Below are 14761 nucleotides of genomic sequence, written 5' to 3' on the forward strand. Positions count from 1 at the left end.
ACAAAGCCTTGTCATAAATACCCTTTAATCTTCAAATCCATTTTCATGCTTTGATCCGCTGTCACGCTGAGCTTGTCGAAGCGCAACTTACACCATGTTGATGATAGTCTTTGACTGGCTCATGCTGACCTCTCGTTCTTGACAAAACACGCCTCCTCTCACCATATAATTTCAAGAATCAAAACAACGCTTTTTTAAAACAGCTTCTTAAAATTTTAGTAAAAATAACAAACAAATTTAGTCTGAAATAGCGAATAAACAATATCTAAGGTAAATTACAGTTTATAGGTTTATAATTTATGTGCATATTTGTAAAAAAATTACCTTTGAAAACCAAAGTTACCGTATTCATTTTATTCCTATCGTTTTCTGCTTTCGGACAAGCTGTTAGAAAATATTCTAATGAGTTTATGAATATTGGTGTAGATGCTGCTGCTTTAGGCATGAGTAATGCTGTTACAGCCCATACCGCCGATGTTAATTCGGGGTATTGGAATCCTGCTGGACTTTTAAAACTAAAGGACAACCAAGCCTCACTGATGCACTCCAGTTACTTTGCGAATATTGCAAATTACGATTATGCCGCTTTTGCAATGCCTATTGACGAAAGAAGTGCCGTAGGTTTCTCTTTAATTCGTTTTGGTGTGGACGACATCCTAAATACCACCCAACTTATTGACGCGCAAGGCAATATCAATTACGACCGTATTAGTTTATTTTCTACCGCCGATTATGGCTTAACGTTTTCATATGCCAGACACATGCCTGTTCAAGGATTAAATTATGGTGTTAATGCTAAAGTGATTAGAAGAATTATTGGCGATTTTGCGTCGTCGTGGGGATTCGGACTCGACTTTGGCATGCAATTTCAAACCCAGAATAACTGGAAATTTGGAATCATGGCTCGGGACATCACCACCACTTATAATGCTTGGGCTATTGATGAAGATGAATTTAAAACCATTCAGGATGCCATTCCTGGGCAAAACCAAGAACTTCCTGAAACTACTGAAATTACCATTCCGAAATTACAAATTGGAGTTTCTAAAAAAGTGGATTTCCATTACGACTACAGCTTACTCACTTCGGTTAATTTAAACGTGCGTTTTGAAGAAAACAATGACATTATTTCAACCTCGGCGGCGAGCATCAATCCTGCTTTAGGTTTTGAATTTGGCTATATAGACATGGTCTATTTACGCGGTGGTATGGGTAATTTTCAAAATGAATTACAAATCGATAACTCCCAGCAATTAAGTTTTCAGCCTACTTTTGGTGTCGGATTTAATTATCGCGGTATTCAAGTGGATTATGCTTTTACCGACATTGGCGATCAAAGTATAGCGCTTTACTCCAACGTATTTTCCTTAAAACTAGATTTTAGTATTTTTAGATGATGCAAAAACATAGCTTTTTTATTCTCCTTTTTTTTACGATTCACTTTTCCATTGCGCAACAGCACCAGTTATCGGAAACCGCTACCGTAAGCGTGCTTACCGTTGAACCTGGCAACCATTTAAACGATGCTTTTGGTCATAGTGGCTTTAGAATAAAAGACCGTTTATCTGGTCTTGATGTGGTTTACGGTTATGGAGAATACGATTTTAATACACCAAATTTCTATTTGAAATTTGCTCAAGGTAAATTAAACTATCTCATTAGTAAAACCGAGTACAACAGGTTTTTTCAGGTATATCGCTATTACGACCGATCCATTCGAGAGCAGGTTTTAAACTTAACCCAGGCCGAAAAACAAAAACTCTACGATTATTTAACAAACAATTACAAACCTGAAAACCGTGGCTATCTCTACGATTTCTTTTTTGATAATTGTGCTACTAAAATTAAAGATGTTACCAATATTGCCGTAAATAACACGATTGAATTTCACGAACCTAAGGATTTTGAAAACGCTAGTTTTCGTACGTTAATCCAAAACGAATTACACAGAAATAGCTGGGGAAGTTTAGGTATCGATATTTGCTTAGGGTCGGTTATTGACAGACAGGCACCTGCCGAGGATCATATGTTTTTACCTAAAAATATTTACAAATTCTTTGAAAACGCCACTATTGGCAAGAATAAACCTCTTGTTAGCAGTAGCCGTACTTTATATAGTCAGCAGCAACCTCCTGCGAAAAATAACTTTTTAACCAGCCCCTTATTTATTTTAGGCATCATAGCATGTTTTATCATTTTTATCACCTTTAAAGATTATAAAAACCAAAAACAAAGCAAATGGTTAGATATCATGATATTTTGCATTACTGGAATCATAGGCCTGCTTATTCTTTTACTTTGGTTTGCTACCGACCATAGAGGTACACATCAAAATTACAATTTACTGTGGGCATTTGTTTTAAACCTCTTTGTTATCGGGCAATGGTTTAAGGATAAACCAACTCCATGGTTTGTGAAGTACATTAAACTACTCCTTATTCTTATGTGCTTAATGACACTGCATTGGATTATAGGTGTTCAGGTTTTTGCAATTGGATTAATTCCAATATTAATAGCACTAATGCTTAGGTATGTATTCCTGGTTTGGAATTACAACCGCTAAATTTCATCAATTTTTAAGCTGAAAAGGCTATTGTCCTCTTAGAAATATGACCGTACTCATGCTTTTGACTAGAATAATGATATCTAGAAAGAAGCCACGATGTTTTATATAGTATAAGTCATACTGAAGTTTTAACAAACTGTCATCTACAGATGAAGCATAACGTGTTTTAACCTGAGCCCATCCGGTTAAGCCTGGTTTTACAATATGTCTCGTTTCGTAAAAGGGTAACTCCTTAGAGAGTTCTTTAACAAAGACTTCACGTTCGGGTCTTGGGCCTATAAAACTCATTTCGCCTTTTAAAACATTAAGAAACTGAGGAAATTCATCCAACCTCGTATGCCGCATAAACTTTCCAAACGGTGTTATTCTACGATCATTTTTAGTTGCCCAAATCGCCTTTGTTGTTTCTGCATTTTTAATCATCGTACGGTATTTGATAATCTTAAATAACTTACCATTTTTACCAACACGTTCTTGGGTGTAAAATAAAGGTCCTCTATTAGCCAAAAGGTTTCCAATTAAAACAATGGGCAACAAACATATTCCTATTAGTAATCCGCAACTGGCTAAAATTAAATCGAAAACCCGTCTAAAAAACAGATACAATTTATTTTTATTATTCCTACTAAAAGGGAAGTACTTGTAAAAATCTTTACCCACAAACTGCACCGGAACGCGTTCGGTCATTTCCTCATACACATTGGTATATTCATTAATAGGAAATCCGGCTTCTAGCAATTTAATAAGGGTCACATAGGTTTCTGATGTGATAGTCTCCGAATTATAACTTGCCACAACCACTTCGGAAATCCCTTCCTTACTTATAATGTCTTCAATGTCCTTGGGCTGGTATTCAGTAATACCATCTAACTTTACATGAGACATCTCTTGAGAAGCTTCACAATTTACAAAAGCCACTATTTTATAATTTGGATCGGTTTCATTGAAGGCATCTACTATATTTTCAATCATGCTGCCCTCTCCTATGATTAATACTTTTTTATGAAATCTTGGTGATGCAATAAAAGTGATATAGGCAAAGCGCCAAATAAAAAGCGCTAAAAGTATCGCAAAATAAAAGTAAATAATTTGTAGTCGGTTGCCTGGTAAAACGGGTGTATAAAAAGGGGTTAACAAATAAAACAAGACCGTAACCGATCCCGTCATGATAATCCCAAATGAAATGCGTTCCATTTTACTGGATTTTTGCAAATCATAAAGTTCAAAAATAGAACCGAATACCGAAAGATATAAAACCAAAACAAACACCCAGGTCCAGTTTTGGTTGCTAATAGTAAAATAATCAAAATGAAATATACGTCCTACAAAATATAACACTAAAAGCACTGAAAGCAGATCAAAACATCGTAACAAGATCTTACGTTCGGAAACATTAAAATGTAGATTGCTTTTCACCATAATCAAACTTTTGAGAGAGGTTAAAGATACTAAGTATAATCTACTACACCTTATTTTCGTTAAATAGTTTGATCCATTTGTTTTTAACATGTTGCCAGTCAAATTGGGTAACAAAATTCCTAGCGGTTTGACTGATTTGCTGAGCTTTTTTGGGGTTACCTATCAGTTCTAATAACATCTCAACAAAAGACGGCGCTGAATTAGGCTCGACCAAAACACCATTCACACCGTTGTGAATAAGGTAAGGCATCCCTCCCACATTTGTCGACACCACAATCAAGCCTAAAGCCATCGCTTCCAACACACTAACAGGCATATTATCAATATGAGTGGTATTTATAAAAAAGTTATATGCCTTTGATAATTCTATCCACTCGCCCTTCGACAGTTTACCTGTAAAACGCACGTCAACATTTAAACCTTTCGCATATTCTTTCGTTTCTTGAAGACTACCATCACCTTCGGGACCAACCATACATAATTCGGCTTGCAAACCTTGATCTAAGAGTGATTTTAAAATATCTACAGCTAATTTCGGATTATAAATTTCAGAAAAGGAACGCACCCAAAGCAGTTTGATACACTTATAATCTTTTAAAGCATAGGGATAGTTTTCTAAAGTAATGGTATTTGGAATGCATATCACATTTTGAAATCCATACGCTTCAAAATTAAATTTCGTGTACTGTGAAGGTGCCACATTAACATACGCATGATCAAACAACACTTTTGAAAGCTTCGGGGATTGCTTTAAGCGCTTAGGTAAGTTTCCGCCGTGCAAAATAGGTATATATTTAAGATTCAACCATTGGCATAGCCTTCCGCAGCTAAAAGCAAAATAGAAATTTTGTGTACTGTAAGTATCAATAAGCACATAGTCTAAGCTTTTCCTGTACCTAAAAATATGATTAAGCATGTCTAATAATCGTAACCCTCTATTTACCTTACTAGAAGCTGTCATGACATCAATACCAGAATCTCTTAACAAGCGACTAAGCGTATCGATAGTTGTAACCGTTTTATGGCTCTGCGCTAACTGATTTCCTATGTACAGTATTTTCTTCATAAGGATTTAAGCAGCCTCTATTTCTATTTTTTTAGGTTTTTCTGGAGTTTTATAGCTGATATTCAGTAAACACAAAGCGTATAAAAAACCAGGAGCGGCAATACGCATGGCTGAATGATTAATGGTTAGCAACCAGAAGAAATAAAACGAAAAGAAAAACAGGTTATTTCGGTTTTTAATCCTATAAAGTAATGGTGCAAAAAGTAAAATTGAAAAAGCTAAAATACCCATGAGGCCATGTTCTGAGATTATGCGACTCATTTCGTTATGAGAAGCAGCTACAACCCCTGTTTCATTAAATCGAATTTCCTTTATTTTACCAACACCCACACCAAAAAAAGGATGGTCTAAAAATTCATTAAATTCCTGAGCAAATAAATCGAAACGTCCCGTTGAGACATCTTCCTTTTCACGACCAGCAGCATCTTGATTGGCATAGCGTTTATCTAAATAACCACTGGTTTGAATGGAACTCACTAACCAAATAAAGGTAATAGCACCCCCAAAAATGAGTCCTAAAAATTTAATTTTAAACTTTGTTTTTAAGTTGCCCTTTAAATAGTACATACCTAAAAAGGCCAAAATCATAATTACAGCAGTAATAACGCCTCCCCTACTAAAGGTCGCTAAGGCTCTAAAGGCCAGCAAGCCTAAAAGCGCTAAGTCGAAAGCTCTATGCCATAGCCCTTCTTTAGAAATAAAAAAGCGAACCGCTAAAACAAAAATGCCAATGCCCAATACGGTGGCCACCTGATTTGGACCAAAACCGCCCGATGTGGCAAAATTTGATCCTGTTCCTGTAATCACTTCTTTCAAATCCGGGGTATATAAAAACAAATAGGTTGTAATACTCACTAAAGGCAGTAAAAAAGCCCATAGAATAATTTTCATTTGATTGATGGTTACCGTACGCCGATAACAAAATACAGCGGCAATACCCAAACATACAGGACCACTTAGGTTAAAGGCAATGGCTTTACGAATATTGGTTTCAAAGCTCATTTCGGTAACGGCTACAAAGATTCCAGGAATTAGGAGTAAGATGTATAGCATATAGATGAGCGCCTGATTAGAAAAACCATTGCTAAAGATTCCGATTAAAGAAAAAAGAATCACGAGGTATTTACTAGCTTCATAAAATACCGTCCCACCATTCATTCGTAAAAAAACCTCAACACCCACCACATATGCACAGGCCACTAAAACATAAAATGACTTATATTTTTTAGAGGCATTTACAATTTTATAACTAAAAAAAACTGTGGTGAATAAAAAGTACATCAAGGCCAATGGCTTAAAAGCAAACACCATAACAGCCAGAACTACATGAAATATGATAAGTTTGTAGTATAGAGTTAACTTCATTTTTTGTAGCTTTTATAAACCTCGATTACCGATTTGATTGCTTTTCTTGCGGAAAAATCGTTTTGTACTTTATACTTCAAATTTTCAGCTAATTGTTGACGTAAACTGTTATTTTCAAGCAGTATTAACATAGCAGAAGCTAAGGCTTCATGATTTTCTGGTGCGACTAAAACACCTTCTTCGGTTGAAGCAATTACCTTATCACAATCGCCCACATTTGTAACAACTACCGGTAAGCCAGCCATGCCATATTCTAATAATGCCAAAGGTAAGCCTTCCGACTTTGAAGACAAAACCCCCAGATCGCAAGACTGTAAAATTTGACTCACATCCTTACAACTCCCATAAATGAAAACTTTTTGTTCTAATTGATGCTCAAAAATATGATTTTTAACCTCCGTAGCATAATCATCTTCAAAATCCTTACCTACCAAATGCAAAGTCCAATCTTGATGTTTTTCTATAACTATTTCAAAAGCCTTTAATAAATTGATATGATCTTTTTGAGGTCTTAAATTCGCCAAACAAACCATACGCTTCTCTGACATACCCAGTAGTTTAGTGATCGCCAAGTTGGTGTCTGGTGACACAAAATTCGACAAAAACGTAACTTTTTTAGCCAAAAGATGTTGACTATCCCAAGCCTCTAAATTTTTATTCACCGTAAACACATGATTAAAAAACTTTGAGCATTTTTTTAAAACAAATTGAGGTCGTTGCTCTAAAAACTCACTATTCCCGTAATGATCATGCCATATGACGATGAGTTTAGGGTTTAACAACTTCATTACAGTAGCTAAAAAATAGGATGTCGCATGAGCATGAATCACATCAATTTTATTTTGGATTACATAGCGATTCAGTTTTTTTATGGCTCTAAAATCAAGCGTAGACTTTTTATTCAAAAACAAATAGGAAACTTCATTTAAAACATTTTCTTTTAAAAGTCCTTCAGATCGCGTCGTACACAAATACGAACCTTCAATTTGAGTTGAAAGCATATTGGCAAAATTTACCGCCATGCGTTCGGCGCCACCTGTGTTTAATGTATCTATGAGTTGTAATACTCTCACGCTTGTCTTTTAGGGAATAAATATACTTGTATTCTTGAAAAGGGCATGATTTCCAATAGTATTTTTGGATTTTGACGTGTGATTTTTTAATAGTCACTAACTTTTATGAAAATATAGTATGTTGCCATTATGAGAATGTCTGTCATACTGAATGTATCTATCATGCAGAACGCAGTGAAGCATCTTCTTCAACTGGAACTGGAGATTCTTCTGTCCTACCTCCTTCTGCCGAATTAAACAGATCTATGTAATCATGTTGAACCGAGCAGTCATTCAGTTCGCAGTAATGTATCTTCTTTAAATCCCAAGAGTAATCAAACACATCAATTAGCCACTACCTGACTCAGAAACACCATATTAGACACGCTAGGCATCTTCGATAAAAACAATATTTTCATCTCGATAGTCCTCAAGGGTGGGTAGGAGCCACGTTTTCAATTCATGCTACGTTGGTTATTTCACGATTGACGACTCGCGGTTAAACAAGAATTTAATTTTCTAAAAAACTAATTACTAGACTGCAGTTGATACGAACCATTCATTCCTGAAATTTCATCAACCACATCATAACGACCAGATTTATAAAAAGTCTTGGTTACCTTTTTAAATCTATTTTTTTTATGTAAAAAAGTAGACATATGAGTTTCTACTAAACTGTCATTTTTCTCGTAAGATTTCGACTTAAACACACTGTCTTTATCATGATATGTGCCTTCAAAAATCAATTTATTATCCTTGTACCGCTTCCATGTTTTAACTACAGAGTTTACTACCTCTACAAATTCTTCAAGTTCACCTTTATTTTTTCTAATGATTTCGCCTTCAATTAAAGCGTTTTGGTTAGTCTTGAAATTCACGTTAATATCCTCTTCATAGTATAAGTTATACTCCATATTTGGCTGCAAAGGCAGGTGGTTTTCTAAATTATCTTTGTCTAAAATATGCCACTTCATTGTTTCATCATAAGGAGGAAAAGAGCAATAATTATCGTTTACAACAATCTCAACAGGCTCTTGGTTTTCATTATAAACATAGGTTATCCCACTGCCGTTTTTCGTCTGTTTTAAAAGTGCTCCTGTTTCATCATAAAATCTAGTTTTATCGTTTACATGATCCTCTGATTTTACAATTACACCTTTATCATTGTAATAATTGGTGGTTAATGGGGTTAAATAATCACCATTATATTCTTCATTGACTATTAAATAATTTGATGTGTTTTTTAGTTTATTATTTAGTGTAAAAGTTTCTTTTTTTGCTTTTCCTTCAAGATAGTTATACTCTAAAAAGGTATAATTATCCTCATATATTAAATATACTGATATAACTTTAGAGTTTTCAATTTGCAATCTTGTAAATTTTACGCCAGACTCATTCTCATAACTATATTCAGACTCATCATAAACGTCTACGGTTTCATAACGATAACTGCCTGTAATTTTATTTTCTTCATCTACACTAAACATCATTTCTATTCCAGAACTTTCAGACCCCATAAAATAATCCCCTTTTGCTAATTCCACAACAGAATCGTTTAACGTATCGTAGAAATAAACAGGTTCTAATAAGTTTTCTAAATGATAAACTAATTGATTATCGTAGGGATCTAACGTTTTTATGTTTAAAGGAATATCGACCGTTTGAGAATTAGGTTCTGCTATTTGTAATTGGCCTTTATACACATAGGCTACATATAAATTATTATTTTCTCTGAAATGAAATGGATGAATGGCCTCATGCTCGGGAACTATTTTTGTTACCTGCTTTTTGTTCATATCTAACTTCCAAATACAGGCATAACATAGTCCACTATTATCAAAATACAGTATTTCATCTACGGCGTCCCAATCCATTCCACCGAAATTAGCTTCACACGGTTCTGTCCAAAATTCATGAGAAAAAGAAGGGAATTTATTAACACTTACCACAACTTGATCTTCTAAATTTTCCACCACCTTATATACAGGGTATGTATACAAAGAATCTTGAATTTTATGCCATAAATCAGCTTTAAGAATTCTTATGTCGTAGTCATTAAGAAGAGCTACCTCATCTGTATTTTCCATTAAGTTTACATGAGCGTTTGCGTTATAAGTAATTCGACTTACCTCATCAATAAACTCTGGTTTCGGTATCTTTATAGGCACCTCATTTTGCTCTAAATTATAAGAAAAATATTCCCTTTCAGGCAGTAGACTAGCGTCATCCTCATATTCATATGATTCATATGGGACTTCTTTATAATAATAAAGTGTCCCGTTCTTTACTATTAAATTCGTGTATTGTCTAGAAATAAAGTTTTCTGTGAAACTATTAATCATAGGTAAAGTATCAATGACACTTAAATTTCGACTTTCGTCTAAAACATACAAATAAGCGTTGTTATCTTTTAAATCATATTTTTTTTTATAATCATGTTTTATCCCAAAAAAACAAAACACCTTACCCTTAGAAGTGAGGTGTACTCTTGGATGGTAGTAATATTCCTTCTCTATAACAGATTTATAATAGGTATCTCGATTCCAGTACCCATCCACAGAACCATCTAGATTTTTTTTTACAAAGTTTTTTGGGACCGATTGATTTGAAACTATTGGACTATTATCAATTACTTCTGGGGCTAATTGTTTCTTTTTTTCGCTTTCTTTATTTTGCTCATTTTTACAGCAAAAAAAGATAAGGCTGATAAGCACCATACTTAATCTGAAACATTTTTTCATTTTCTTATTTTATTTTCTTTTTCAAGAAGCATTTTATATCTAGAAATGGCATGTATTCTTTTAAAAAAATAAACCTATTCAAAATTTATTAATTGTGTTCCGTGGTGAACTTTCCATTTTTTTACAGAAAAGTCTATAAATATTTTAGAATCGGAATTTTTAAAACCATTATCAATTTTAGATTTAGGATAATTAGGTTTTTGATTCATTCTAATCGAAACATCATCAAATCGATACCCTGAAATAACATTTTTATTTTCCCCTTCAATCAAAATCGATTTCATTTTTATGGGACCTATCCCGCCCTGACATGCCAATTCATAAATAAAAGAGATCTCTTTTATTCCATCCTCATCTAAATCTGTTATAGAAAAAGAATCTTTTATAAAATTAATACTGAAATCAACAGGGCAATCCCTTAAAACTTCATGTATACTCAGATAAGGTTCTATCGTATTCATTTTCTCATAAACTTCAATAAACAACTCATCCTTTGTATTAAATGTTCTCTTTTGAGAAATAACAACTGCCTTTTCAGAATTATTTTCCATCCAACCTTCACAAAAAACCAAGTCCCCCTCTTTTGGAAAAAAACTAGAACAGAAACTTTTTTCATTTATTGGTTTTGCCTTTTCTCTTTGATATTCAGAAGAATTATTTTTCTTATTTACACAAGAATAAAAACTAATGACTACTGCTAAAACTATCACTTCCGTAGCTTGTTGACACTTCTTCAAGATCATAATTTATATTTTGAATTTTAAAACCATACGTACTAATTTGGCGCTTGAGCATCTGTCGCATCCACATTCTTACTTTTACTGTATATTTCTTCTATTACACCATTACTTTTTATCTGAAATTTTTCTATTTCTCTACTCTCTTTTGTGTTATTATTTAATTCAAAGATTGTAATTTCTAAATTTTTATTTATATAAAATGTTTCCTCTATATTTCGTGATGGGACATTATAACTAATTTCAATTTCAGAAATGATTTCACCTTCTTTTACATTTATTAACGAGGAATAAGAAGAGTCCCCAACCACATAAAAGACATAGGTTTCAAATTCTAATTCATTTTTTAACTGAATTATATCATCAATTTCATGTTCGTTGTATTTCAATTTTATTAAAGCAGAGATTTCACTGTATTTTTTCTTATTCGGTCGAGGAAAATTCTTTGTTGAATTCTGCAAATGAAGTTCTTCGTTATCAAAAGGCAAAATAACAAGGCCACCATGAGATTCCGATGATCCAATTTTAGTTGATAAACCTTTACTTTTAGCTTCTTTTTCACTTAAAAACAACTGATAACCATCATCATAAAAAAGTAAAGCATTATCTATTAGAACGAATTCATCAAGAGGAAACTCGCAAGGCTTCACAGAATTATTAGGATATTCATTCTTAATAATTAATAATGATGAATCTTTTATTGATAAACTATACTCATCATTAAACTTGTTTTTTTTCTCTTCACCTGTTTTAGCACTGTGAAAATATTTAGTAAAAGTAGTCTTTTGTTCAATAATTTTCCCAAAACAAATTGTGTTCCCATCATCTGTATCAATAACTTTAATAGAGTCCTTGTTTATTACAATCTTAATTTTCTCATAATACTTTCTAACATTTGAAGCATGATATGAAATTGGTAAATTAGAATTATCTTGTATATTAACTACATGATTGTTTTTACAAGAAAAACATATTATTACAATAAATAAAACTGTTACAATCTTAATGCGTTGAGTCATAATTCCCTTTTGTGAAAATTTCATAATTTTGTTTTCTTCTAGTTTTATTTTCAATGTCTAAAAATTCAGTAGCTGCATCGTTGTATCTTTTTTCCTTTAAGGCGGAATATAGGCGAGGAGCTTTTCCTCTTGCTAAAAAGTATTCCCCACAATTATAAAGTAAGTCTATTAAGGCATCAAACTCCCTTTGATGTAATTTCACTTTCACATCTCTTTTAAGTGCTAACTCAAATTTTTTAATATCCTTTGTTAATAACTTGGTAGCTTCAATTTCTGTTAGACCATTGCTAAATTCTTGAGGAATTATAATATCTTCTAGGTTATCCCTTTTAATCAAATGACCATAACCAATAGTTGCATACCCGTTAGAATCATTATAAACATTAGGCTTAAATTTTTCCCAATCTTTAATAAATTCAATAATTGAATCACTTGGACTGAGAATAGCTGGATCTATTCTCTCTTCCGAATTTGTTGATGACTCTGAAGAACTTTTTTCATATTCTCCTGACAACATACTTTTTTTATTTAGAGAATTTGAATTTTTACAAAAATAATCATCTACCAGATATATTGATTCAAATCTTCTAACATCCATATGAATCCAACTAAAAGTACGATCATATCTTAATTCTCCACCACTATGGTATTCTAAACCTATTGGTTCTATAGAGAACTTATTAGTATCAGTCCATTCCTCCTGAGCACCTAAATATTTGACATAAAAATCATCTCTTATACTCCTCAAAGGTATTACGTTTTTCTTTTTCGCATTTCTTATTTTCCAATCACCTTTACTAAACTGTAAATCAATTGCTTTACCTTGATGGTTTGTAGTTTTGTAATTTTTAAAACGACACCTATAACCTGAACTTACGTGATCTAGTTTATAAGTCGTCTGCTTACTAAGGTAAAACTGTAAAGCTTTAACAGCAAATAATAAACTTCTGTGAATTCCTGGATATTCGTACATATGGAAGCCTTCTGATTTAGGCTTATTCTCCCTATAAGCACCTATACCTGTGTGATCCCCAAATCCGTCACAATTATTTAATTCTGTCTTATTTCTTAATTTATTCCATTTTGTTTCACCCTTAGAAACACAACTACATTTTATTTGCCCCCAAAATTCATCAGAAATATCATATTTTTCAGAAAAATCGTCAATAGCTTTCAATTCATCCCTACCTACTTCTCCTGTAGGAGCAATTTTCATATAATCACGCTGAAACTGTTTTACTATAGCTACCGTGCGGTCTGTAAACTCATCAGTAGGAATATTTCCTCCAAAACCAGATAAACGAATATTAAGTTCTCTAACTATTTCTCCTTTATCTCCTTTTCTTAAAACACCTATTTTTCCATACATCCCCCGCATCTGCCGAACAAAACTATTCACATTAAAATGCCATAACATATCTGAACTTGGTAAGCGGCGGGTTTCGGCTTTTTCTTCTTGATATTTACCCTTTTTATATTCCTGGTCTAGTACATCCATATTCGCAACTAGAAAAGAATTACATTCTTCAAACAATAGCGTCCTAAACGATTAAAAAAGAGAAAGGAAATTTTGTTCCGCAAAGTTACCTTTGTGGTGCACCACAAAAAAACCTTTCTCAGATGATAAATATAACGCTGTTTTCTCAAATAATCACAAAATTAGAAAAGTCAAGGTTCAATAAATTAGTCAGGTTTCATAACACAGATAAACATCAAAAAGGATTTGACAGTTGGTCTCACTTAGTATCGATGTTGTTTTGTCAATTTGCGAACAGTCAATCTGTTAGAGATATCAGCAACGGATTGCGTTCAGCAACAGGAAACCTGAATCATTTAGGCATGTTAGCAGCGCCTTCAAAATCTACTATAAGCTACCAAAATAAACATCGAAGCTGGGAGCTTTTCAGAGACTACTATTATGTATTATTAGAGAGTTTAGGACAGCAAGCAGGAATGAAGCGTACTAATTTCAAAATAAAGTCCAAAATATTTTTATTAGATGCAACCGTGATAAGTCTTTGTTTAAGTTTGTTTGATTGGGCAAAATACAAGACTAAAAAAGGAGCTGTAAAAATGCACACCTTGCTTGATTATGATGGTCATTTACCAGCTTATGTAAATATTACAGATGGCAAAACAGCGGATAATAAAGGGGCTTACGACATCCCGCTTTTAAAAGGAAGTGTTATTGTTGCTGATCGGTTTTACAACGATTTTGATTTACTAAAGATTTGGGACAGCAACGGAGTCAATTTTGTAGTCAGACATAAAGACAATATTCAATTTAAATCAGTCAAAGAGTTAGAATTGCCAGAAAACAGGCATCAACACGTTCTAAAAGATGAAATCATTGAATTAACAGGCGCTAAGACAAAAGAGAAATATCCCAAAAGACTTCGCAGGGTTGCCTTGTGGGATGATAAAAATGGACAAACTATTGAGGTTATTACCAATCAGAAGTCTTGGACAGCAAACACTATTACGGAGCTTTATAAGGCTAGATGGGAAGTGGAAATATTTTTTAGAGACATCAAACAGCAATTACACATCAAGTCTTTCATTGGAACTAGTCAAAATGCGGTTATGATACAGATCTGGACGGCATTAATTACCATTCTCATTTTAAAAGCGCTAAAAACACAAGCAAAGCATCCTTGGTATTTATCTAATTTAGTAGCCTTTATTAGATTAAATCTTTTTGTGAAAGTAAATTTACATAAATGGCTAGATAATCCGTTTGCAAAAGAACAACCACCACCCAATAAGCACATACAAGGGGTTCTTTTTTGAAAATTC

11 protein-coding genes are annotated in these 14761 nt (G+C 33.4%); 3 read left to right on the forward strand and 8 right to left on the reverse strand.

Annotated elements, in window-relative coordinates; translation table 11 throughout:
- The first annotated feature begins 299 nt into the window (after positions 1 to 299).
- Positions 300 to 1397: a putative type IX sorting system protein PorV2 gene (locus tag C1A40_RS00790; protein WP_158651230.1), complete on the forward strand. Its 1098-nt coding sequence runs from the start codon at positions 300 to 302 to the stop codon at positions 1395 to 1397.
- Positions 1394 to 2563: a lipoprotein N-acyltransferase Lnb domain-containing protein gene (locus C1A40_RS00795; RefSeq protein WP_102994227.1), complete on the forward strand. Its 1170-nt coding sequence runs from the start codon at positions 1394 to 1396 to the stop codon at positions 2561 to 2563. Before C1A40_RS00790 ends, C1A40_RS00795 begins: the two co-directional genes overlap by 4 nt.
- 27 nt (positions 2564 to 2590) lie before the next feature.
- On the opposite strand, the gene C1A40_RS00800 is transcribed toward C1A40_RS00795, so the two are convergent.
- The 8 genes from C1A40_RS00800 to C1A40_RS00835 all read right to left on the reverse strand — a co-directional run bounded on the left by C1A40_RS00800 (position 2591) and on the right by C1A40_RS00835 (position 13463).
- Positions 2591 to 3985, reverse strand: coding sequence for a sugar transferase (locus tag C1A40_RS00800; RefSeq protein ID WP_102997099.1), 1395 nt, complete (start codon positions 3983 to 3985; stop codon positions 2591 to 2593).
- Positions 3986 to 4028: 43 nt separating this feature from the next.
- Positions 4029 to 5051 (reverse strand): glycosyltransferase family 4 protein, encoded by a 1023-nt coding sequence (locus C1A40_RS00805; RefSeq protein WP_102994228.1) that lies wholly within the window; start codon positions 5049 to 5051, stop codon positions 4029 to 4031.
- 6 nt (positions 5052 to 5057) lie between these two features.
- Positions 5058 to 6416, reverse strand: a complete 1359-nt coding sequence (locus C1A40_RS00810) for an O-antigen ligase family protein (RefSeq protein WP_102994229.1) — start codon at positions 6414 to 6416, stop codon at positions 5058 to 5060.
- Positions 6413 to 7489 (reverse strand): glycosyltransferase family 4 protein, encoded by a 1077-nt coding sequence (locus C1A40_RS00815; RefSeq protein ID WP_102994230.1) that lies wholly within the window; start codon positions 7487 to 7489, stop codon positions 6413 to 6415. Before C1A40_RS00815 ends, C1A40_RS00810 begins: the two co-directional genes overlap by 4 nt.
- A 506-nt stretch (positions 7490 to 7995) precedes the next feature.
- Positions 7996 to 10209: a hypothetical protein gene (locus C1A40_RS00820; RefSeq protein WP_102994231.1), complete on the reverse strand. Its 2214-nt coding sequence runs from the start codon at positions 10207 to 10209 to the stop codon at positions 7996 to 7998.
- 74 nt (positions 10210 to 10283) lie between these two features.
- Positions 10284 to 10952, reverse strand: a complete 669-nt coding sequence (locus C1A40_RS00825) for a M949_RS01915 family surface polysaccharide biosynthesis protein (protein WP_102994232.1) — start codon at positions 10950 to 10952, stop codon at positions 10284 to 10286.
- A gap of 32 nt (positions 10953 to 10984) precedes the next feature.
- Entirely contained in the window at positions 10985 to 11989 is a 1005-nt protein-coding gene (locus C1A40_RS00830; RefSeq protein WP_158651231.1) for a hypothetical protein, read from the reverse strand.
- The gene (locus C1A40_RS00835; protein ID WP_102994234.1) at positions 11949 to 13463 is read right to left on the reverse strand and encodes a glycoside hydrolase family protein; all 1515 of its coding nucleotides are present in this window, start codon (positions 13461 to 13463) and stop codon (positions 11949 to 11951) included. The genes C1A40_RS00830 and C1A40_RS00835 overlap by 41 nt, the downstream gene beginning before the upstream one ends.
- Positions 13464 to 13585: 122 nt before the next feature.
- Between C1A40_RS00835 and C1A40_RS00840 the strand changes: the two genes are divergently transcribed.
- A complete protein-coding gene (locus C1A40_RS00840; RefSeq protein ID WP_102994235.1) occupies positions 13586 to 14755 on the forward strand; it encodes an IS4 family transposase in 1170 nt (389 codons plus the stop codon).
- Positions 14756 to 14761: the final 6 nt, after the last annotated feature.

This window comes from Tamlana carrageenivorans (assembly GCF_002893765.1).
GTDB classification, from domain to species: domain Bacteria; phylum Bacteroidota; class Bacteroidia; order Flavobacteriales; family Flavobacteriaceae; genus Pseudotamlana; species Pseudotamlana carrageenivorans.

What these genes read in the sequence shown, in the direction of transcription:
- C1A40_RS00830 (WP_158651231.1), bottom strand. Translation starts at nt 11,989, where the DNA reads ATGAAATTTTCACAAAAGGGAATTATGACTCAACGCATTAAGATTGTA.
- C1A40_RS00810 (WP_102994229.1), bottom strand. Translation starts at nt 6,416, where the DNA reads ATGAAGTTAACTCTATACTACAAACTTATCATATTTCATGTAGTTCTG.
- C1A40_RS00820 (WP_102994231.1), bottom strand. Translation starts at nt 10,209, where the DNA reads ATGAAAAAATGTTTCAGATTAAGTATGGTGCTTATCAGCCTTATCTTT.
- C1A40_RS00825 (WP_102994232.1), bottom strand. Translation starts at nt 10,952, where the DNA reads ATGATCTTGAAGAAGTGTCAACAAGCTACGGAAGTGATAGTTTTAGCA.
- C1A40_RS00805 (WP_102994228.1), bottom strand. Translation starts at nt 5,051, where the DNA reads ATGAAGAAAATACTGTACATAGGAAATCAGTTAGCGCAGAGCCATAAA.
- C1A40_RS00800 (WP_102997099.1), bottom strand. Translation starts at nt 3,985, where the DNA reads ATGGTGAAAAGCAATCTACATTTTAATGTTTCCGAACGTAAGATCTTG.
- C1A40_RS00790 (WP_158651230.1), top strand. Translation starts at nt 300, where the DNA reads ATGTGCATATTTGTAAAAAAATTACCTTTGAAAACCAAAGTTACCGTA.
- C1A40_RS00840 (WP_102994235.1), top strand. Translation starts at nt 13,586, where the DNA reads ATGATAAATATAACGCTGTTTTCTCAAATAATCACAAAATTAGAAAAG.
- C1A40_RS00795 (WP_102994227.1), top strand. Translation starts at nt 1,394, where the DNA reads ATGATGCAAAAACATAGCTTTTTTATTCTCCTTTTTTTTACGATTCAC.
- C1A40_RS00835 (WP_102994234.1), bottom strand. Translation starts at nt 13,463, where the DNA reads ATGGATGTACTAGACCAGGAATATAAAAAGGGTAAATATCAAGAAGAA.